This is a genomic window from Williamsia muralis, assembly GCF_051487485.1.
Classification (GTDB): domain Bacteria; phylum Actinomycetota; class Actinomycetes; order Mycobacteriales; family Mycobacteriaceae; genus Williamsia; species Williamsia muralis_B.
Genome location: NZ_JAHVCV010000008.1, coordinates 133969 through 154915, shown reverse-complemented (window position 1 = coordinate 154915; position 20947 = coordinate 133969). Strand labels below are relative to the sequence as shown.

The window sequence follows — 20947 nt, the reverse complement described above, 5'->3', positions numbered from 1 at the left end:
CCCGCGCAACTCACAAACCTCGTCGTCGCTCGCACTACAGACCGAGCAAACCCCAGCACCCCGAGCGCCGGATCACATGTTGCGGTAGTCCCGCGTGTACATCCTCGGACCGCGACGGGCGGGCATCGGCATGTACAGCTCGATGAGCCGGATCACCCGGTAGCGATGTCCCGCATAGGGTTCGAGTAGTTCCAGCATGCGGTCGTCGTCGATCGCCTCACCGATCAGCGCGTTGCCGACCTGGGACGGGATGTGATAGTCCCCGACCGGTACCGCGTCTGCGTCACCGACCGCGCGAACCCTCGTTTCGGCGGCCGTCCACGGCCCGACCCCTCGGAGCAGGTGGAGTTTGTCGGCCTTGCGTTCGACGTCGTACCCTGCGGCTCGGACGATGGTCTTGCGCCGGGCCGGTTCGGCGCCGCTGGCGTGCCATTCCCACTGCGGGATCTCGCGCCACACTTGTTGCGGCGGCGGCACCTTCATGCTCGGCGAGCCGGGTGCAGGTTCACCGTATTTACGCACGATGTATCGCCAGGCCCGCCAGGCTTCGCGGCCGGTCACCTTCTGCTCCAGGACGGCTGCCGCCAGTGCCTCCCACACCCGGTCGGTGCGGCCGATGCGCAGCCCCTGACCCTGATGTGCCAGTCCGGCGATCACATCGTGATGCGCGACGAACTCGTCGGCGTTGTCGTCGCTGCCCAGCATCTGGGGCATCTGGTGAAACAACCACTGCGCGCCGGGCCCCCACGCCCTGCCGACCACTGCATCACCCGACCGCGACACGGCCAGTGTGCCGGGCCCGTCGGGGGTGTGGATGGCCCGCCAGATCGACCCGTTCGGTGCGTACTTGAACGACGGATCACCGCTACCGCGACGATGCAGACTCAACGTGGCACGAATGTTCAACGGCCCCTGCGGAATCCACTCGCGGGACAAATGCGTGGGGCCCGGCGAGATCTCGCCGGGCCCTACGATCGACATGAGATGTCTAGAGGTTGATCATGTGCCCGATGGCACCGTGGAAGGTTTCCTGCATCGCCTCAGACATCGTCGGGTGGGTGTGCACGTTCCGCGCCAGCTCGGTCGCCGTCAGATCCCACTTCTGGGCCAGCGTGAGCTCGGGCAGCATCTCGGAGACGTTGTCGCCCACGAGGTGCCCGCCGATCAGCTCGCCGTGGGTGTTGTCGGTGATGAGCTTGACGAAGCCGGTGGGCTCGCCGAGCCCCTGCGCCTTGCCGTTCGCGGTGAACGGGAAGGCGGACACCTTGACGTCGTAGCCTTCTTCTTTCGCCTGGTCCTCGGTCAGTCCGAACGAGGCGACCTGCGGCTGGCAGAAGGTGGCGCGCGGCATCATCCGGTAGTCGTCGATGATCATCGTCTCGGCGCCGCCTATGGTCTCTGCGGCCACCACACCCTGCGCTTCGGCGACGTGGGCCAGCATCAGCTTCCCGGTCACGTCACCGATGGCGAAGATGCCGTCGACGTTGGTGCGCATGTAATCGTCGATCGCGATCGCGCCGCGGTCGGTCACCTCGACACCGGTCTTGTCCAGGCCGTAGCCGTCGAGGCGCGGCGCGAAGCCCACCGACATCAGCACCTTGTCGACGGTGAGCTCTCCGTCTTTGTCCTTGGCGTCGGTGTACTTGACGACCACCTGCGATCCCTGGTCGTCGATCGACTGCACCCGGGTGGAGGTGAGGATCTTGACACCGAGTTTCTTGTACGCCTTCGCGAGTTCCTTCGACGAGTCCTTGTCCTCGTTGGGCAGGACACGGTCGAGGAACTCGACGATGGTGACGTCGGCCCCGTAGTTCGCCAGAACGTAGCCGAACTCCATACCGATGGCGCCGGCGCCGACGATGACAATCGAGTCGGGCAGCTCACGGGTGAGGATCTGGTCTTCGTAGGTGACCACGTTCTCCGACAGCTCGACGCCGGGAAGAAGTTTCACGGTGGCGCCCACCGAGATGATCACATTGTCGAACGTGATCTCACGGTCGCCGACCTTGATGGTCTTCGCGTCGGTGAACTCGCCGAAGCCGTCGATCTCGGTGATCTTGTTCTTCTTCATCAAGAAGTGAACGCCCTTGACCATCTTGTCCGCGACCTGGCGGCTGCGGTCGAACGCAGCACCGAAATCGAAGGTGACGTCGCCGGAGATCCCGAAGGTCTTGGCCTGATGATTGAAGACGTGCGCGAGTTCTGCGTTACGCAGCAACGCCTTGGATGGGATGCATCCGACGTTGAGGCACACCCCGCCCCAATATTTCTCTTCGATTACTGCGGTTTTCTGTCCGAGTTGCGCCAGCCGGATCGCGGCGACGTAACCTCCCGGACCTCCGCCGAGGACAACTGTGTCAAAGTGTTCAGCCACGACGTCCACCCTACGTCGCCGCACCTGCGGGCGCTGACAGATACCCCTAGTGGGAGCAGTCTTCGTTCACAGCGAACACGTCCGGGCACAGCGGGCGTTCAACACGTAGGAATCCACAGCCAGCGGTCAGGACGCTTGGGCATGTCAGAGTCATCGGTGTCCGCGACCGCGTCGTCGACACCGGGGTCGAACGGGAGATCGGTCACGTACCGGCGTAGCTCGTCGTCCCGACCGTCCTGCCCGTGCTGTCCTCGATCTCGCTGTGAACTCATCTGCATGCTCCTGCTTGGTGCGCGTGCGGGACATCGCCCTGTGTCCACGGCCATTCGCCGACACCACGAAATCGTCTCATCAAAGGTTCGGCGCCGGGCGGCACACGGATTGAATCGGCAGAAAACCAACTAGAACGTGTTCTTGTTTGCGATCCCAAACCGCGCTACGGTCCCAGGGGTGCAGCCCACACCGTTCGAACCAGCCTCGCTAGGTCCTCTGCGATTGAAGAATCGCCTGATCAAGTGCGCCACTTTCGAGGGCGCCACGCCCGAGGCGCTGGTCACGCCCGAGTTGATCGAGTTCCACCGGGAGGTGGCAGCCGGCGGGGTGGCGATGACAACGGTCGCCTACTGCGCCGTGTCGCCCGAGGGCCGAACCGACCGCCATCAGATCTGGATGCGACCGGAGGCGATACCCGGGCTACAGAAACTGACCGACGCGATCCACGCCGAAGGCGCGCTCGCCGCAGCTCAATTGGGTCACGCGGGACCCGTGGCCAACCCCATCTCCAATCAGGCCAGAGCCTTGGCGCCGTCGCGGATTCCCGCGCCGATGGGCATGACCCTGTGCCGCAAGGTCACCACCGACGACATCGCATCGATGCTTGTGAAGTTCCGCCGCGCGGCCCGCATAGCGGTGGACAGCGGTTTCGACGGCCTCGAGATCCACTTCGGCCACAACTATCTGGCCAGCAGCTTTCTCAGCCCGCTGCTCAACCGTCGCCATGACGAGTACGGCGGAACCTTGGTGAACCGCGCCAGGTTCTGCCGCGAGATCGCCGAGGCGGTACGCGATGAGGTCGGCGATGAGGCCGCGGTATGGGCGAAGCTCAGCATGTACGACGGCTTCCCCGGAAGTCTGCAGGTCGACGAGGCCTGCCAGGTCGGCAGACTCCTCGAATCCGACGGCCACCTCGACGCCCTCGAACCGACCGCGGGCAGTTCGCTCCTCAATCCGATGTATCTGTTCCACGGCGATGCGCCCCGCAAGGAGTTCGCTGCCTCGTTCAAGGGCGTGATGCGGTGGGGGCTCAAGGCAGTCGGCCCCTTCTTCCTCAAGGAGTACGACTACCACCCCGGCTATCTCCTGCCGCTCTCCCGGCAGTTGCGTGAGGCCGTCTCCATGCCGCTGATCCTGCTCGGCGGAATCACCGACCGCGCTTCGATGGACACGGCCATGGCGGAAGGCTTCGAGTTCGTGGCGATGGGCCGCGCGCTGCTTCGCGAACCCGATCTGCCACTGCGCATCGAGGCCGACCCGTCGACGGTGTCGCAGTGCATCCATTGCAATCTGTGTATGCCGACCATCTACTCCCACACCCGGTGTCCCATCCGCACCGGTGAACGGGTTGCGCACGGCAATGTCGTGGCGCCGGCCTGATCCTCATGTGAGCCGGGCGAGCCGGGTCTGAAGATATGCGCGTTCGGCCGGGTCGGCTGTCAGCGAGATCGCCTTGCCGTAGGCGGCCACCGATTCGCTTGCGCGCCCGACTTCTTCGAGCAGGTGGGCCCGGGTGGACCAGGCCGGCTGAAAGTGTCCGGTCTTGTCGCCGAGGTCGTCGAGCATGGTCAGCGCAGCTTGCGCGCCATCGACCTCGGCCGTGACCGCTGCCAACGCGACGGCACCCCCGAGGGTCGGCGCCACGGCCCGCAAGATGAGGTACAGATCCCGGATGGCAGGCCAATCCGTCGTGCCGGTGACCTTGCGCGCGCAGTGCAGTGAGCTGATCGCCGCTTCCAGCTGGAAACGTCCGAGTGCTCCGATGCGGTGCGCCGCGTGGAGATGCGACATCCCGCGATCGATCAGGTGCCCGTCCCACCGGGTCGTGTCCTGCTCGGCCAGCGGCACCAGCCGACCGTGGACGTCGAACCTGGCCAGCAACCGGGCATTCGACAGGTTGATCAGCGCCGCGAGGCCATGGGCTTCGGCGTCGTCGGGCGCCAGGGCGCTGAGGGTCTCGGCGAGGTGTAGCGCCTCGGCGGTCAGCGAGTCGCGTGTCGCCGTGCCCCCGCTGTGCCAATCGATGGCGAACGCGCCGTAGACGGCTTCGAGCACCGCCGCCATCCGAGACGGCAGCGCTGCCGCATCAGGTACGACAAAAGGAATCCGCGCCGCTTTGATGCGCCGTTTGGCACGTACCAGTCGGGCCGCCATCGCGGTGGTCGGCACGGAGAACGCGCCACCGATCTGATCGGCGGTGAAGCCGAGCACCGTGTTGAGCATGAGAGGCGTGTGCATGGCCGTGTTGATCGCCGGATGGGCGCACACCAGCATCAGGGCAAGCCTGCGGTCTTCGATCTCGTCGGGATCGATGTGGTCGATGTGGACCTGTGCGTCGCGAACCGGATCGAGGGTGGTGGTGGACCGTTCGGCCGCCGACCTCCACCTGTCTCTTCTGCGGTTGCGGGCGACGGTGAGCAGCCACGCGTCGGGATTGGCCGGCACGCCATCGACGGGCCAGCGTGTCAGGGCTCGCTCGAATGCGTCGGCGAGCGCGTCTTCGGCAGCGGGAACATCCCCATCTGCAGCGGCCAGTAGTGCGACCAGTCGACCGTATGAGGTGCGGGCGGCCTCTGCCGCCCGCACCTTCGCCGGTTCGGTGCTCAGGTCCACGAACCGTCGACGAAAGACGTGGCGGCAGGGCGGATCTCGATCACCCCGAACTGTGCGCCCGGGCATTTCTCCGCCCAGGCAAGCGCAGCGTCGAGGTCGGGGACGTCGATGACGAACACACCGGCAAGGGCTTCCTTGGTGTCGGCGAACGGTCCGTCCTGTATTTGCAGACTGCCGTCTCTGAGAGAGAGCGTTGTCGTCGCGGCCGCGGAGGCGAGCACTTCGGCGGCAATCAGCACCCCTGCCGATTCGAGGGCACGGGCGTACACCCCAAACGCCCGCTGGGCTTCGGCGATGTTCTCCTCCGACACCTCCCCCGGATTCGGCTCGGCGTAGTTCATCAGTAGCGAGTAACGCATGGGATCTCCTCGTGTTCTGCAGTCTCAGTGTGGTGGATCTGACGGTCGTGCACAGTGATGACGATCGAGATGGGGCCGAATCGACAGATCAGTTGCGGGGCACGGAACGCATGTGCGGCAGACTGGGTCCGGTGAGCGACACCGATCCCTATCTCTGGCTCGAAGACGTAACCGGCGAGAACGCTCTGACGTGGGTGCGCGAGCACAACCAGCCCACGATCGAGGCCCTCACCACCAGCAGTCGGTTCGCCGACCTGGAGGCTGCCGCGCTGGAGGTGCTCGACACCGACGACCGCATCGCCTACGTACGCCGCCGCGGCGAGCACCTCTACAACTTCTGGCGAGATGCGACGAATCCGAGGGGGCTGTGGCGCCGGACGACCCTCGAGGAGTACCGCACCGATTCACCCGAGTGGGACGTGCTCATCGACCTCGACACGGTCGCCGCCGACGAGGGCGAGAACTGGGTGTGGAAGGGCGCCCTCGTCCTACGGCCGGACCACCACCGGGCGCTGATCCTGCTGTCCAGAGGGGGCGCCGACGCGTCGGTCGTCCGCGAGTTCGATCTGCGTACGCGCACCTGGATCACCGCCGATCACGGTGGTTTCGAGCTCCCGGAGAACAAATCCGACATCAGCTGGATCGATGAGGACACCGTCTATGTCGGCACGGACTTCGGCGATCAGCCCGACGGCGAGTCCTCCCTGACCAACTCGGGGTATCCGCGGGTGGTGAAGCGCTGGTCACGGGGCACCCCACTCGAGGAAGCCGAGACGGTATACACGGGCGCAACGAGTGACGTTGCCGTACAGGCGATGTACGACGACACGATCGGGTTCGAACGACATTTCCTGATCAGGTCCACCGACTTCTTCAATCAGGAGTTCTACGAGCTCACCGACGGAGAGCCCACCCTGATCGACGTCCCGACCGATGCGCACACCAGTGTGCACCGCAACTGGTTGCTCGTATTCACCCGATCGCCGTGGAACCTCGCAGATTCCGGGATCGGCAGCCAGGATCAGAGCGAATCGACCTACGCCACCGGCACTTTGGTCGTGTTCGACTACCCGTCGTACCTTGCGGGCGACCGCTCAGGGACCGTTCTCTTCGAACCCGACGACCACACCAGCCTGCAGAACTTCTCGTTCACCTCCGCACATCTGGTCCTCGTGACCCTGCGCGATGTGCAGACCGAACTCCGATTGCTGAGCGTGACCGATTGGTCGGTGTCCGAGCTGTCCGGTCTGCCTGAACTGGCCACCATCTCCGTACTCGACACCGACCCCGACCACAGCGACGAACTGTTCTTGTCGGCAAGCAGTTTCACCACACCACCGAGCCTGCTGCACGGGTCGAGCACCGACGGCGTGGCCCCGATCAAGCAATCACCCGAGTTGTTCGACGCGTCCACGGTGTCCGCATCGCAACACTTCGCGACGTCCGACGACGGCACGCGGGTCCCCTACTTCGTGATCAAGCGGGACGATGTGTCGCAGGGCCCCACCCTGCTGTACGGATACGGGGGTTTCGAGAACTCGATGACACCCGCGTACGGCGCGATATCCGGTCGGAACTGGATTGCCCGCGGCGGTGTCTACGTGATCGCGAACATTCGCGGCGGCGGCGAGTACGGCCCCACCTGGCACACCCAGGCCCAGCTCGCGGGCAGGCATCTGGTGTACGAAGATTTCGCTTCTGTGGCAAGGGATCTCGTCGACCGGGGGCTCACCACCGCGGACAAGCTCGCGGCACAGGGTGGTTCCAACGGCGGGTTGTTGATGGGCGTGATGCTCACCAGTTACCCAGAACTGTTCGGCGCTTTGGTCTGCCAGGTTCCACTGCTCGACATGCGGCGCTACCATCTGCTGCTGGCAGGAGCGTCGTGGGTGGCCGAGTACGGCGACCCCGACGACCCCGAGCAGTGGGAGTTCATCTCCAAGTATTCGCCCTACCAGTTGTTGCGGGCCGATGCGACGTACCCGGCACTTCTGATGACAACCTCCACCCGTGACGACCGAGTGCATCCGGGCCACGCACGTAAGTTCGTCGCACGCATGGAGGAGCTCGGTCATTCGGTGAGCTACTACGAGAACATCGAAGGCGGGCACGGCGGCGCCGCCGACAACAAGCAGGCCGCGTTCAAGTCAGCCCTTGCCTACGAGTTCCTGTGGGAGAAATTGGGCGGGTGAGTCAGGCCGGCGGGTCAGCGGAGTTTGAGCAGCACCACACCGTCGTCGGCCGCCACGCGCACGTATTGCCCGCTGTTCTCGATCTTCTCGAGCGCCTTGTTGGTGTCCGCTTTGTTGGCCGGGAAAAGGCCCGAGATGTTGGTGTCCACCATGATCCACTGCGCAGTGGAACGATCACGCTTCTGTTTCGGGAACAGGGTCACCTCGTGATCGGCGACGAGATGCGGAGCCAGGTTGTTGGTGGTGGCCACGGATTGGCCGTCGGGGATCATCGCGCCGAACTCGTCGACGGCCTGCGCCTGGTCGCCGCGTGAATAGAAGTCGCGTTCGGTCAGCCGGTCCAACGGCCCGGCCCAGGCCAGGACCACCGCGATCGCTGCAGCCGCTGCAGCGAATCCGACGACGGTACGCTGCGACATCGACCGCCCCCGCAGTCTGATCAACGCGTCGAGCATCGCGACGATCATGATGGGCATCAACGTCGCGTTGTAGTGGAAGCCGAAGCCCCAGTACAGATGGTTCACGCTCAAGAAACGCCAGGCCAGGGTCGGCACCGCCACCAGGATGATCGGTGAGCGAACGGCCAAGAACAGCGTGATCACCAGCAGGAGAAATGCGGTGGAGGCGCGCGCGTCACCCTGCGACACCCCGATGATGAGCCCGCGCACACCCTCGGCGGGCGAGTCGGCGAACTTCGATTCGTAGGTGTAGTCGCCGCTGCCCATCGCCGGGATGATCACCTTGGCCGCGATCAGCGTCCAGGCGGCGCCCCAGATCGCGGTCCCGATGGCCCATCGATAGGACACGCGGCCGAATCGCAGCGCGACGACGGCAGCGATCACCACAACCGTCACGCCGAGATCCTCTTTGCAGAAGACGAGGGGCAGGGCGTACAGCAGGGCAGCCCGCCAGCGCTCTTCCACCACGGCGACGAGGCTGAACGCCAGCAGGGGCACCGCGAGCGCGATCTCGTGGAAGTCGAACGCCAGTGCCTGGGCGATCCCCCATGCCAGCCCGTAGGCGATCGCGATGAAGACCCCGACCGCCATGCCGAGTCGTGTGGCGGCCAGCCGCACGATCGGTATCGCGGCGAGCGCGAACAGCAAACCCTGCACGACGAGCAAGGTGACCGGCGTCGGGAACAGCCGATACAGCGGTCCGATCACCGCGATCCAGGGCTGGAAATGATCACCGAGGAGGTTGACGTCGGTGCCTTCGAGCGGCACGACGGGGGCGCGGAAGTGCCCGTAGGCCTTCACTGCCTGCGTGAAGATTCCCAGGTCCCACCCGGTGGAGCCGAACCGTTCGTGGCGCTGGATCGAATACAGGCAGTAGATCGTCGCCAACACGGCGAACGTGGCGAGCGCCAGAATCCACGGCGGCGTGCGGACCGCGATCAATATGTCGGCGAGTCGCTTCCGCGCCGAACCACTCCCGCCGGTGGAGGTCGACGAATCGGGAGCCGGTCCGTCCGGCTGCCGCGACGACACGTCTGTCGCAGTGCCGGTTGCGCGGACCTCGGTCTCCTCATCCATGGGTCGCCTGCCAAGACATTCAGCAACCGTAACCCGAGATTCTGTGTTCGCGCTGATGGGTCCCGACTCCCGATCGAGCCCACATCCCGACCGGTGTCAGTCGGGGAGCATCGGCGCAGCCATGCCCTGATCGCGTCCGATGAGAACGGCCCGGGTCACCGCACCCGCCCCGAAACGGTCTCTGAGCCCGTCGATGGTGATGTCCAGTTTCTCCTGATGATGCTCGTCGAACGGCAGCGCGAGCTGGATCGAGTCGTTGCTGTCGAGGTTCGTCAACGACAACCCGATCAGCGTGCAGCCCTTGTCCCGGATCATCGGCATGGCGTCATCGAGCAGCGCACGCGCGGCCGTCATGAGTACCTGGGTGCCGTCGGTGGGTTCGTACAGAGTTCGTGAACGCGTCACCCGGGTGAAGTCGTCGAACCGCAACCGCAGGATCACGGTGCGACACACGCGTTCTGCATTACGCAGGCGTTTACCGAGACGATCGACGATGCCCACCATGGACGCCTCGAGATCCTCCTGGGTTTTGGGCCGCCGACCCATCGCTCGTTGTGAACCGATCGACCGGCGACGACGCCCCACCTCCACCCGGCGTGGATCGCGCGCCATCGACAGCGCATACAGGTGCGAACCGGCGCCGCGCCCGAGCAGCGACGCGAGAGTCGGCTGACCAACGGCCGCGAGGTCGCCCACGGTGGACAGTCCCGCGTCGCGCAGCTTGCGCGACGTCACCGCCCCGACACCCCAGAGCCGTTCCACCGGTAATGGGTGAAGGAACTCGAGTTCACCACCCGGCGGCACCTCGAGCAGCCCGTCTGGTTTTCCCACCGCACTGGCGACCTTCGCAAGAAACTTGGTGCGCGCGATGCCGACAGTGATCGGCAGCCCGACCTCGATCCGCACCCGCTCGCGTAATCGGGCACCGATCTGGGCCGGTGACCCGCTCACCCGGTAGAGACCGCCGACATCGAGGAACGCCTCGTCGATCGAGATGCCCTCCACCAGTGGCGTGGTGTCCCGGAAGATGTCGAAGACTGCCTTGCTCGCCTCTACGTAGCTGTCGAAACGAGGACGCATCACCACAGCGTCCGGGCACAGCGCGACCGCCTCGCGCCCGTTCATCGGCGTGCGCACCCCGCGGGCCTTGGCCTCGTAACTCGCCGCGAGCACCACGCCTCCACCGCCCACGATGACCGGACGGCCGCGCAGCTCGGGGTGGTCACGCTGCTCGACCGAGGCATAGAAGGAGTCGAGGTCGGCGTGCAGGATGCTGGCCAGCTCCCGCGGCTCTTCGGACACGAACACATGTTCGCATGCCGGTCTGACACCACTCGTGGAGTGCGTGGCGCGACGCGAGGGTCAGTAGCGGCGACGCTCCAGCGCAACCGAGATCAGCAGGCCCACCGCGCCGAGGGCGACGCCGGCGCCGACTGCGATCAGGCCCACTTCCTGCATGTCACCGACGACCTTGTCGACGATGATGTCGGCGACCTCCCGGGCCGAGTCGTCGGCACCGGAGACCTCGTCGAGTGCCCGTCGTTGGACGCCCTCCCCGAGGAGCCATGTCGCGATCCCGCCGAGGATCACCCCGAAGCCCACGGCCAGGAGCACAAAGCCCCGCCGTCGTGCGACCACGAGGGCAAGCACCGTGGCGACCACTGCGATGACCAACGAGCTGATCGCGAGCAGACCGATCTGGTTGCCCAGATTGTGGTACCGGCCCGCCTCGAGTCCCGACTGGGCTGAATCGCTCAGCGGCACCAGGATCGGCCCCTTGATCTCGATGCCACCGAAACCCACGTCCGCGATGACTCGGTTGACCATCTCAGTCAGGTCGAGGGACATCACCTCGCCCTCGGTTTCGGGCGTGGCCTCTTTGAACAGCCAAACGTGCTGCTGGATCATCGCGTCGGCGAAGTCCTGCTCGAAGTTGTCGCTCTTGGTGTAGGCGTCGGCCAGCGGGGCGATCAGGCCGTCGGGGACAAGGGGTGCCTGCGACGACACCTGGGCGGTGATCTCGTCGGCGATGTACTGCTGCACGGTCGTGTTGTCGGCCAGCGGCGCCACGGTCTCCCGGAATCCGTCACGATCGACAACCCGCTCGTTCACGAAGTAGGCGGGCATGGCGACAGCGGCCGCGACGATGGCGACCAGGCACAGCACTGCGGCAAGGAAGGAACGCACCGGCTCAGGTTACAGATCGGGCGGCGTGAACCGCGGTAGGCGGGCCATGACCGTCACACGATCACTCGCGAGTGCCATCGATGGTCTACTCCCCCAGCAGATCGCGTGCCCGGCCGACGATGAGCGGATCCGGCTCGCCGACGATGTTGACGTCCTTGTCGTCGTAGTCGAACAGGTTGAGCACATACCGCATCGCGTTGATGCGGGCCCGCTTCTTGTCATTGCTCTTGACGACGATCCACGGCGCTTCTTCGGTGTCGGTCTCCGCGAACATCTCTTCTTTGGCCGCGGTGTACTTGTCCCACTTGTCCAGCGACGCGATGTCCATCGGAGACAACTTCCACTGACGCACCGGGTCCACCTGACGAATCGCGAAGCGGGTGCGCTGTTCCAGGGGGGACACCGAGAACCAGAACTTCACCAGATCCATACCGTCGTCGATCAGCATGGCCTCGAAGAGCGGGGCCTGCCGCAGGAACTGAGCGTGCTGTTCGTCGGTGCAGAACCCCATCACCCGCTCGACTCCGGTGCGGTTGTACCAGGAGCGGTCGAACATGACGATCTCGCCTGCGGCGGGCAGATGCTGTACGTACCGCTGGAAATACCACTGGGTCGATTCGCGCTCGGATGGCTTCTCCAGCGCGACCACCCGGGCACCGCGCGGGTTCAGATGCTCCATGAAACGTTTGATGGTGCCGCCCTTGCCCGCCGCATCGCGCCCTTCGAAGACGAAGACGTGCCGGCTGTTCGTGCGCTTACTCCACTTCTGGAACTTCAGCAGCTCGATCTGCAGCAGCCGCTTCTCCAGCTCGTACTCGTCGCGACTCATGCGCTCGTCGTACGGATAGTCCTCACGCCAGGTGTCGATGACGTTGCGCCCGGGAAGGGTCAGGAGCCGGGGATCGTCATCATCGCGGTCGTCGACGAGGAAATTGGTGGTGTCGGCGAGGTCGACGATCTTTTGGAGGGCCTCGCGGCCCGCGACGACGCTGAAGTCGGGACCGACGTCGGGGTGGTCGGGCCCGAAATCCGAGAGGCGCAGAATTTCATTCACCTCTCCAAGTTAAACCGGACGCACCGCAGTTACATGGCCGAAGGGTGAACTGGCGGTGATGCAGCGGTCGCGGTCGACATCGGCCGGACGCCGGTACCCAGACAGGGCAAAGGGCGACACCGTGATCGGCGCCGCCCTTCGCATGGATGTGCGGGGGTTTGTTTCTGCCCCCGCAGTGTGGGTTCTAAGAGGCCGGCCGCGGGGTGGAGAGCCAGATGCCGCCGGATCCGATGCAGGCCTGCCCGGTCGAGGTGTCGACCGCCGCGGCGAAACTGCCCGAACACGTGGTGCCGTAGGGGCCCGAGTAGGCCATGCCACCCCAGCCGGCAACCGCTATCGACGTACCGCCCGCACGAGCCTGGCTGACGGCCATCCCGCCGGGCCCGGTGGTGATCGAGTATCCCGTGCCACCCGTCACCGCACCGGACAGAGCCGACGTATTCGGTTGCAGGTTGTACGCATTGGCGTTTCCGCCGGTGTTCGACGATGCGACGGCGGTGCCGTTGCGACTGTGGTCCTCGGCATGCGCAAAGCTTCCGGGGCCGGCCTTCGCTCCACAGGCGCCGTACCCGTCTGTCCGAATCACGTTGTGCCCGTTGGCCGCAGTGCAGGTCAACGGGTCGGCCGATGCTCCACCCGCCCCTGCAAGACCGGCCAGCGCGAGAGCCGCGGTACCGATCAGCCCGGCCACCCCCGCCCGCACCAAGCCACGAGAACGAACACGAAAGACATTACTACTGAACAACATTGGTCCCATCACGAACGAAAAACACGTATCCAGTGCCCCCCGTCAAGGCATTGGCCGGCCGGTGCAGTGGTACCACGTCGGCCTTACCGAACAGACCATACTCCGGCCGGAGCGGACACAACCCCCGTTCTTGTGCATCGGTCTGATCACGAAAACTCCGTCGCCGACAATGCCCACGTCGCCGCGACTCCCCCGCGCAAAAACGAGGGGACGGCGCGCCGGCAGGTGTACTTTTTGGTCCATGCCTGTCAACGCGAAGACCGAATTCGACATCGACGCCCCTCCCGCCGTCGTCATGGAGATCTTGATGGACGTGGAGGCGCTGCCGCACTGGTCCGGCCCCCACAAGAAGGTCGAGATCCTCGAAGAACACGAGGACGGCGCACCCAAGAAGGTGAAGCTCGAACTGCAGGCGGTCGGCCTTACCGACCACCAGCTCCTCGACTACAGCTGGACCGAGAACACCTGCACCTGGGACCTGATCGAAGCCGATCAGCTGAGCTACCAGCACGGCCAGTACACGCTCACCCCCAAAGGCGACAAGACCCATGTCGAGTTCGTGCTCGACGTGGAACTGAAGGTGAAGCTGCCGGGGCTGATCGTGAAGCAGGCCCAGAAGACGGCGCTCAACACCGCGCAGAAGGGACTCAAGGAGGAGGCCAAGCGCCGCCAGCGCTGACGCCCCGGGCCGTCAGCCGATACGGCCGTACAGGTGCTCGGCGTAGAGACGGATGACCAGTCGCTTGTCCTCCACCATGGCGCGGGCGAAGTCGTCCCAGTCCGGATGTTCGCCGAGTACGTCGCGGTAGAGGTCGATCAACTCCGACACGGTGTCGTCCTCGGTGGTCGCAGCTGCCACCGGGCTCAGTTCCACCCGACCCTCGGCCACCGCGTAGTTCCATCCGTCAGCGCTGCTCACGTGGATACTGGCGCGCGGGTCACGACGCAGGTTGGCGACCTTGGCCCGATCCGCGGTGACCGAGATGCGTACGCACTGCTCTCGTGGATCGAAGGAGTAGCTGACGGTGGACAGTTGCGGGACCCCGCTGCGCCGGATGGTCGCCAGGGTCCCACGGGTGTGTTCGGTGATGAACTCGGACAGGTCAGCTCGGGCGGTGGGCATACCTCGACTATCGCCCCACGCGTTCGGTGCCGCAAGTATGCCGATCTCGGCGCCCGGTCCGTGATCAAGCCGGGGCCAGAATCACCCTGACCGCAACGGTTCTGCCGTACCCCGTGCCGCCATAACCTCCGATGTACACCCGCGTCGCCGTACGCCAGTCACATCAGGAGCCCGATGTCAGCACCACTGGAATTGTCCACCGACGTGCTCGTGATCGGCGGCGGCCCTGCCGCGGCGTGGGCGGCGCTGCACGCCCGGCAGGGTGGCGCCGAGGTGATCCTCGTGGACAAGGGATACTGCGGAACAAGCGGCGCCACAGCGCCTTCGGGCACCGGCGTCTGGTACGTGGCCCCCGATCCGGAGTTGCGCGGCGCAGCCAAGGCCAGCCGCGAAGCTCTGGGGGGATACCTCGCGGACCATACCTGGATGGACCGCGTCCTCGACCAGACCTACCTGAACATGAACCGCCTGGCGACCGAGGGCCGTTACCCCTTCCCCGTCGACCCCGACACCGGTCGGGAGAACCGCACGGGTGTGCAGGGTCCCGAATACATGCGGCGGATGCGAGCCTGGATCACGCGAGCAGGCGTCACGATCCTCGACCACTCCCCAGCCCTGGAACTACTGGTGGAACCCGACGGCTCGGTGCGCGGTGCGGCCGGGTACCAACGACATCACCATCGCGACTACTCGATCACCTCCGGCGCGGTGGTGCTGGCCAGCGGCGGTTGCGCTTTCCTGTCCCGGGCGCTGGGCACAAACGTCGACACCGGCGACGGAACGCTGATGGCCGCAGAGGTGGGAGCCCAACTCTCCGGGATGGAGTTCTCCAACGCTTACGGCATCGCGGCAGCCGGGTCCACGGTGACCAAGACCGCCTACTACGGATACGCCACCTTCTTCCATGACGACGGGCGCGTACTCGAGGGCGCCGGGTCTTCCGGTGGACGCTCGGTGATTGCACGAACGTTGCTCAGCGAGAAGGTGTTCGCCCAGCTGGACCGCGCGGACGACGACGTACAGCGCAGGATGCGTCTCGGTCAGCCCAACTTCTTTCTGCAGTTCGACCGCCGCGGCATCAATCCGTTCACCGACCGTTTCGAGGTGGATCTGATCGCGGAGGGCACGGTCCGCGGAACCGGAGGTGTCGACCTCGTCGACGACACCTGCGCCACCTCGGTGCGAGGACTCTATGCGGCAGGTGACGCGGCGACGAGGGAACGGATCTGCGGAGGCTTCACCGGTGGCGGTAGCCACAATTCGGCATGGGCCATGTCGTCCGGCACTTGGGCGGGTTCCGCTGCGGCACAGCACGCCTTGGCCCAGTCCCCGGTCGGTCACCACGATCTGATCGGCGCGGGCCGGGCCGGGCTGCGTCCCACGTCCCGCCCGGCGCTGCAGCCCAACGAGGTGATGGCGGCGGCGCGACAACAGTTGCTCCCGCTGCGCAAGAACTACCTGCGGCATGGAGATCGACTGGTGGAGGCGGTGAACGAACTCGACGCCCTGTGGGCCGGCCTGTCTGCCGAACTGGGTCCTCTCGCCGGCCCCGACCGCGTGCGGGCGAGACAAGCAGCCGCGGTCACCGCCGTGGGCCGGTGGATGTATCGGTCTGCGTTGAGCCGCACCGAAACTCGTGGCATGAGCAAGCGTGAGGACCATCCCGATCAGGACCCGCGCCAGCACCACCACATCCTGTCCGGCGGCCTGGACGAGGTGTGGACACGGCCGCGGGCCACCGCTCCGACACTGGCCCACGCGTCATGATCGAACTCGTCCTGGCGGACAAGTGCATCGGGTGCGACAAGTGCATCGACGCGTGCCCCACCGATGTGTTCGACCGCGGGACCGACGGGATCCCCCGTATCGCAAGGCAATCGGATTGCCAGACCTGCTTCATGTGCGAGGCGTATTGCCCCACCGACGCACTCTATGTGGCGCCGTCGTCCGAGCCGGTCGCCGACCGGACGACGCTGGCAAACGCGCCGGTCGGATCCTATCGGGCCGAGCTCGGCTGGGGTCACGGGCGGACGCCGGGGAGCCGTGTGGCCATCGGTCCGACCATCCCGCACGGAGCGCTGCCACCCAGGATCATCGCCGTCGGCGACTGACCAACCTCGCACCGCTCAGTGCTGCGTCAGATGATCATTCAGGAGCACCGACGTTGAACTCGTTGGGGTCTGCCCCCACGCGTACCCCGTCGTTCAGCGTGGCGATGTCACCGAGATCGGCGTCGGTGAGTTCGAAGTCGAACACGTCGATGTTCTGGGCGATCCGGTCGGGGTTGACCGACTTGGGGATGACAACGAGTCCGTTCTGCAGATGCCAGCGGATCAGGACCTGCGCGGGGGACTTGCCGTGCTGCTCACCGATCCGGGAGATCAGCGGATCGGTCAACAGGGTGTTCGGTTTGGAGTCCTTGCCCCAGCCCGAATTGCTGGTGCCTCCGAGTGGACTCCACGATTCGACGACGATGCCATGCTGGTCCGCGACGTCGCGGATCTGCTGCTGCGGCAGATGCGGATGCAGTTCCACCTGATCGACGGCCGGCAACGTTCCGCCCCGGTTCGCCAGCAGTTCGAGGTGGCGGGGTTCGAAGTTGCACACACCGATCGCCTTTGCGCGACCGCTCTGCGCGATCTCTTCGAGCGCGTCCCACGTCCTGAGCAATCGGTCGTCGTCCAGCAGAGGCCAATGGATCAGGTAGAGATCGACGTAGTCCAGCCCGAGCCGCGACAAGCTCTGGTCGAACGCCTGCTTCGCCGGCTCGAATCCCTGGTCGGCGTTCCACAGTTTTGTGGTCACGAACAGTTCGGAACGATCCACGGACGCGGCCGCAAGAGCACGGCCGACACCCTCTTCGTTCCCATACGCGGCCGCGGTGTCGATGTGGCGGTAACCGGCGTCGTCGATCGCAGACCGCACGGCCTGCTCGGTCTCCTCGTTGGACGCCTGCCACACCCCCAGGCCCAGCTGCGGAATGGACGTCCCCGAGTTGAGGTCGATGGTCGGAACATTTGTGGTCATGGAACCAGCGTAACGAGAAGCAACGGTACGGCCGTTCCACATCGTGGCCGCCTCACGCCGAACGGGCGTCACGAGCGACGGCCGCGATCTCGTCGACCGTCATCCCTCCCCAGATGCCGTGTTTCTCGTCGAACTCCACGGCATGGTCGCGGCACTGCCGCACCACGGGGCAGCCGTTGCACAGTGCTTTGGCCTCGGCCTCGCGGCGCCGTCGGACTGCGGCGGGCTCTCGCCCGGACGGTGCAAAGAAGATCTCCCAATCGATCCCCTGATCGCGGCAACGCCCGCGCACCCGCCAATCCCAGCCGCCCACACCTGATTCGGCGCCGAACGCAAACACTTCCACCACCCACTCCCCTTGGTTGACCGCTCTCTGCCGCCAAGCATTCATGACGACATGCGCCGAGCGGAGTGTTGTCGCCGACCGAGTCCGAACCATTGACATCGGTACGGCGAGCAGTCAAGCAGACTTACCGTGAGCGCTCAGGTCGCGACGGGAGTCGAGTTCTTCACGCAGACGGGCGAACCATCCGCACGAGGTTCCCCCGTAACGCCTGCTGTACTCGATCGCCCGCGCCGCGAGAGCCGAACGGGTGTGCCGATCATCGGGCCGCCCTTCGACGGGCGCGCACAGGTGCATCGTCGGTATTGCTTGTGGCGCTTCGGGATGCGCGGCCGCAGCCGCCATCATGAGGTGATCGGCGGACATCAGACTGCTCATGGGCATGGCACGCTCCAATAGACGGTTATCACCCATTGAGCCGGTGATCGTCGCAGTTGGCGAGGGTTAGAGTCACGCTGATCGAGACTCCGCCCACAGGAATCTCTGTCGTGACAGGTCCGTTGGCAGGACAACACGCCATCATCGAGTCCCGCCCGCCGACCTTCACCGGAGAGTTCTGAATGCCGATCACCGACAAACTGCATCTCGCGATCGCCCTCGAGGGCGCGGGATGGCATCCGGCCGCCTGGCGCGAGCCCACGGCAAGGCCCGCTGAACTGCTGACCGCGCGTTACTGGGCTGACCTGGTCGGCGTCGCGGAATCCGGGCTGGTGGACTTCGTGACGATCGAGGACACGTTCGGTATCCGGCCGGCCGCGCTCGATGCGCCCTCACCACGCACCGACCGAGTCAGCGGAAGGCTCGACTCGGTTCTGATCGCGTCACGGGTGGCACCCCTGTCGCGGCATGTCGGGTTGATTCCTGCCGCCACCGTCACCCATACCGAGCCGTTCCATCTGTCGAAGGCGATCGCGACCCTCGACTACGTCAGCAGCGGCAGGGCCGGCGTCCGGGTGCAGGTGTCGCCGCGACCACACGAGGCTGCCCTGTTCGGCAGGCGCACGTTCGCGGAGCTCGCGGTCGCCGATGCCGGCGACCCGGTGGTCGGTGAGCTTGTGGCCGACCTCTTCGAGGAGGCAGGCGATTACGTCGAGGTTCTCCGAAGGCTCTGGGACAGTTGGGAAGACGACGCCGAGATCCGCGACAAGGCCACCGGACGCTTCGTCGACCGCGACAAATTGCACTACATCGACTTCGAAGGCCGGTTCTTTTCGGTGCGAGGACCGTCCATCACGCCTCGACCACCGCAAGGTCAGCCCATCATCACCGCCCTTGCGCACCAGAACATCCCGTATCAGTTCGTTGCAACATCAGCGGACATCGGTTTCATCACCCCGTCCGACGTCGGCGACGCCAAGGCGAGCATCGAGATCATCCGTACGGCGCAGGACCAGGCCGGCCGCACCGACGAGATCGTCCACGTGTTCGCCGACCTCGTGGTCTTCCTCGGTGACACGACAACCGCAGCCGAAGCACACAAAGCGCGACTCGACGATCGAGCGGACATCCAATACACAAGCGACGCAGAGGTGTTCACCGGAACCGCAGAGACCCTCGCCGATCGACTCGCCGAACTGTCCGATGCCGGTATCACCGGCTTCCGGCTGCGGCCCGGTGCGATACCTGCTGATCTGGAAGCAATCACCCGCGACCTCGTCCCCGAATTACAACGTCGCGGCCTGTTCCGCGCCCACTACGAATCGAGCACTCTGCGAGGCCATCTCGGTCTCTCCCGTCCGGTGAACCGATTCCAGACCACAGCGGAGTTGATCAACCGATGACCAAGCAGGTACATCTGGCCGCGCACTTCCCGGGCGTGAACAACACGACGGTGTGGAGCGACCCCGATGCGGGCAGTCACATCGAGTTCGAGTCGTTTGTGCACTTCGCACGCACCGCCGAGCGTGCGAAGTTCGACTTCCTGTTCCTCGCCGAGGGACTCCGCCTGCGTGAGCAGAACGGGCTGATCTACGACCTCGACGTGGTCGGTCGGCCGGACACGTTCACCGTGCTCGCCGCACTCGCCGCCGTCACCGAACACCTCGGCCTGACCGGCACCATCAACTCCACGTTCAACGAGCCGTATGAGGTGGCCCGCCAGTTCGCGAGCCTCGATCACCTCACCGCCGGCCGGGCCGCGTGGAATGTGGTGACCTCCTGGGACGAGTTCACCGGAGAGAACTTCCGAAGAGGCGGTTACCTCCCGAAAGAGCAGCGCTATCACCGGGCCAGGCAGTTCCTCGAAGTCGCCATCGAACTGTGGGATTCGTGGCAGGACGACGACATCGTGGCCGACAAGGAGTCGGGGACGTACCTGCGGCGCCCTGACGCCGGCTCGTTCACCCACCGCGACGACCAGTTCGACATCTCGGGGCAGTTCAACGTCCCCCGCGGGCCCCAGGGCCGCCCGGTCATCTTTCAGGCCGGCGACTCCGACGAGGGTCGTGAGTTCGCTGCTGCGGGGGCGGACGCCATCTTCTCCAGGCACTCCACACTCGACGACGGCCAGGCGTTCTACAAGGACGTCAAAGGCCGACTGGCCACCTACGGCAGACGCAGCGACGACCTGCTGATCCTGCCGGCAGCGACGTTTGTTCTCGGTGACACCGACGCCGACGCCGCCGACCGCGCACACGAGATCCGGTTGCAACAGGTCAGTGGCCAGACCGCGATCAAGTTTCTCGAGCAGCTGTGGAACCGCGACCTCTCCGACCACGACCCCGACGGCCCGTTGCCGTCGATCGATCCCCTGCCGGGCGAGAACACGGTCGCCAAGGGGCGGGCCAGCGTGCGTATCCACCGCGATCCGCGCGATGTGGCGAACGAATGGCGAGCACGGGCCGAGGCGGACAACCTCACCACACGCGAGCTGATCATCGAGATGACCGGCCGGCAGTCCTTCATCGGGTCACCGGACACGGTCGCCCGCACCATCAACGAATTCGTCCAGGAAGATGCAAGCGACGGCTTCATTCTCGTTCCGCACATCACCCCCGGCGGGCTCGACGAGTTCGCCGACAAGGTGGTCCCGCTACTGCAGGAACGCGGCGTCTACCGGACCGATTACGAAGGCTTCACCCTGCGCGACCACCTGGGACTGACGCGTCCGGCGGGCTGAA

At 65.5% G+C, this 20947-nt stretch carries 21 protein-coding genes; 7 read left to right on the top strand and 14 right to left on the bottom strand.

Features of this window, described 5'->3' with window-relative positions; all coding sequences use genetic code 11:
- Positions 1-72 precede the first annotated feature (72 nt).
- The 3 genes from KXR83_RS21140 to KXR83_RS21130 form a co-directional block, all read right to left on the bottom strand.
- Positions 73-981, bottom strand: a complete 909-nt coding sequence (locus KXR83_RS21140) for a DNA-3-methyladenine glycosylase family protein (protein ID WP_437426514.1) — start codon at positions 979-981, stop codon at positions 73-75.
- 7 nt (positions 982-988) lie between these two features.
- On the bottom strand, positions 989-2374 hold the full coding sequence (lpdA, locus tag KXR83_RS21135) for a dihydrolipoyl dehydrogenase (protein ID WP_437426513.1): 1386 nt from the start codon (positions 2372-2374) through the stop codon (positions 989-991).
- Between the two features lie 98 nt (positions 2375-2472).
- On the bottom strand, positions 2473-2646 hold the full coding sequence (locus KXR83_RS21130) for a hypothetical protein (protein ID WP_437426512.1): 174 nt from the start codon (positions 2644-2646) through the stop codon (positions 2473-2475).
- Positions 2647-2824: 178 nt separating this feature from the next.
- Here KXR83_RS21130 and KXR83_RS21125 point away from each other — a divergent pair, with 178 nt between their 5' ends.
- Positions 2825-4027 carry an NADH:flavin oxidoreductase gene (locus tag KXR83_RS21125; RefSeq protein ID WP_437426511.1) on the top strand — a complete coding sequence of 401 codons (1203 nt, stop codon included), beginning with the start codon at positions 2825-2827 and terminating at the stop codon, positions 4025-4027.
- Positions 4028-4030: 3 nt separating this feature from the next.
- Here KXR83_RS21125 and KXR83_RS21120 read toward each other — a convergent pair whose 3' ends face one another.
- Together KXR83_RS21120 and KXR83_RS21115 are read right to left on the bottom strand one after the other, a co-directional pair.
- Complete coding sequence (locus KXR83_RS21120; RefSeq protein ID WP_437426510.1) at positions 4031-5260, bottom strand: RNA polymerase sigma factor; 1230 nt, start codon at positions 5258-5260, stop codon at positions 4031-4033.
- On the bottom strand, positions 5251-5619 hold the full coding sequence (locus tag KXR83_RS21115; RefSeq protein ID WP_437426509.1) for a YciI family protein: 369 nt from the start codon (positions 5617-5619) through the stop codon (positions 5251-5253). The genes KXR83_RS21120 and KXR83_RS21115 overlap by 10 nt, the downstream gene beginning before the upstream one ends.
- Positions 5620-5729: 110 nt before the next feature.
- On the opposite strand from KXR83_RS21115, the gene KXR83_RS21110 reads away from it, so the two are divergent.
- Positions 5730-7811: a prolyl oligopeptidase family serine peptidase gene (locus tag KXR83_RS21110; protein ID WP_437426606.1), complete on the top strand. Its 2082-nt coding sequence runs from the start codon at positions 5730-5732 to the stop codon at positions 7809-7811.
- A 14-nt stretch (positions 7812-7825) separates the two neighbouring features.
- Here the strand turns inward: KXR83_RS21110 and KXR83_RS21105 are convergent, their stop codons facing one another.
- The 5 genes from KXR83_RS21105 to KXR83_RS21085 form a co-directional block, all read right to left on the bottom strand.
- Positions 7826-9346: a DUF2079 domain-containing protein gene (locus KXR83_RS21105; protein ID WP_437426508.1), complete on the bottom strand. Its 1521-nt coding sequence runs from the start codon at positions 9344-9346 to the stop codon at positions 7826-7828.
- A gap of 96 nt (positions 9347-9442) precedes the next feature.
- Positions 9443-10654 (bottom strand): DNA polymerase IV, encoded by a 1212-nt coding sequence (gene dinB / locus KXR83_RS21100; protein ID WP_437426507.1) that lies wholly within the window; start codon positions 10652-10654, stop codon positions 9443-9445.
- Between the two features lie 54 nt (positions 10655-10708).
- Positions 10709-11533: a hypothetical protein gene (locus KXR83_RS21095; protein ID WP_437426506.1), complete on the bottom strand. Its 825-nt coding sequence runs from the start codon at positions 11531-11533 to the stop codon at positions 10709-10711.
- Positions 11534-11618: 85 nt separating this feature from the next.
- Entirely contained in the window at positions 11619-12587 is a 969-nt protein-coding gene (gene ppk2 / locus KXR83_RS21090) for a polyphosphate kinase 2 (RefSeq protein WP_437426505.1), read from the bottom strand.
- Between the two features lie 184 nt (positions 12588-12771).
- Positions 12772-13290, bottom strand: coding sequence for a DUF6764 family protein (locus KXR83_RS21085; protein WP_437426504.1), 519 nt, complete (start codon positions 13288-13290; stop codon positions 12772-12774).
- Between the two features lie 286 nt (positions 13291-13576).
- Here KXR83_RS21085 and KXR83_RS21080 point away from each other — a divergent pair, with 286 nt between their 5' ends.
- Positions 13577-14014, top strand: coding sequence for an SRPBCC family protein (locus tag KXR83_RS21080; protein WP_437426503.1), 438 nt, complete (start codon positions 13577-13579; stop codon positions 14012-14014).
- Positions 14015-14026: 12 nt separating this feature from the next.
- Here KXR83_RS21080 and KXR83_RS21075 read toward each other — a convergent pair whose 3' ends face one another.
- Positions 14027-14458: a PPOX class F420-dependent oxidoreductase gene (locus KXR83_RS21075; RefSeq protein ID WP_437426502.1), complete on the bottom strand. Its 432-nt coding sequence runs from the start codon at positions 14456-14458 to the stop codon at positions 14027-14029.
- A 174-nt stretch (positions 14459-14632) separates the two neighbouring features.
- On the opposite strand from KXR83_RS21075, the gene KXR83_RS21070 reads away from it, so the two are divergent.
- The gene (locus tag KXR83_RS21070) at positions 14633-16225 is read left to right on the top strand and encodes an FAD-binding protein (protein ID WP_437426501.1); all 1593 of its coding nucleotides are present in this window, start codon (positions 14633-14635) and stop codon (positions 16223-16225) included.
- Positions 16222-16569: a 4Fe-4S binding protein gene (locus KXR83_RS21065; RefSeq protein ID WP_437426500.1), complete on the top strand. Its 348-nt coding sequence runs from the start codon at positions 16222-16224 to the stop codon at positions 16567-16569. The genes KXR83_RS21070 and KXR83_RS21065 overlap by 4 nt, the downstream gene beginning before the upstream one ends.
- Before the next feature lie 34 nt (positions 16570-16603).
- On the opposite strand, the gene KXR83_RS21060 is transcribed toward KXR83_RS21065, so the two are convergent.
- The 3 genes from KXR83_RS21060 to KXR83_RS21050 all read right to left on the bottom strand — a co-directional run bounded on the left by KXR83_RS21060 (position 16604) and on the right by KXR83_RS21050 (position 18212).
- Positions 16604-17485, bottom strand: coding sequence for an aldo/keto reductase (locus KXR83_RS21060; RefSeq protein ID WP_437426499.1), 882 nt, complete (start codon positions 17483-17485; stop codon positions 16604-16606).
- Positions 17486-17537: 52 nt separating this feature from the next.
- Entirely contained in the window at positions 17538-17834 is a 297-nt protein-coding gene (locus KXR83_RS21055) for a WhiB family transcriptional regulator (RefSeq protein WP_023957568.1), read from the bottom strand.
- Positions 17835-17945: 111 nt separating this feature from the next.
- The gene (locus KXR83_RS21050) at positions 17946-18212 is read right to left on the bottom strand and encodes a hypothetical protein (RefSeq protein WP_437426498.1); all 267 of its coding nucleotides are present in this window, start codon (positions 18210-18212) and stop codon (positions 17946-17948) included.
- A 176-nt stretch (positions 18213-18388) separates the two neighbouring features.
- Here KXR83_RS21050 and KXR83_RS21045 point away from each other — a divergent pair, with 176 nt between their 5' ends.
- On the top strand, positions 18389-19609 hold the full coding sequence (locus KXR83_RS21045) for an LLM class flavin-dependent oxidoreductase (protein WP_437426497.1): 1221 nt from the start codon (positions 18389-18391) through the stop codon (positions 19607-19609).
- Entirely contained in the window at positions 19606-20946 is a 1341-nt protein-coding gene (locus KXR83_RS21040; RefSeq protein ID WP_437426496.1) for an NtaA/DmoA family FMN-dependent monooxygenase, read from the top strand. The genes KXR83_RS21045 and KXR83_RS21040 overlap by 4 nt, the downstream gene beginning before the upstream one ends.
- Position 20947: the final 1 nt, after the last annotated feature.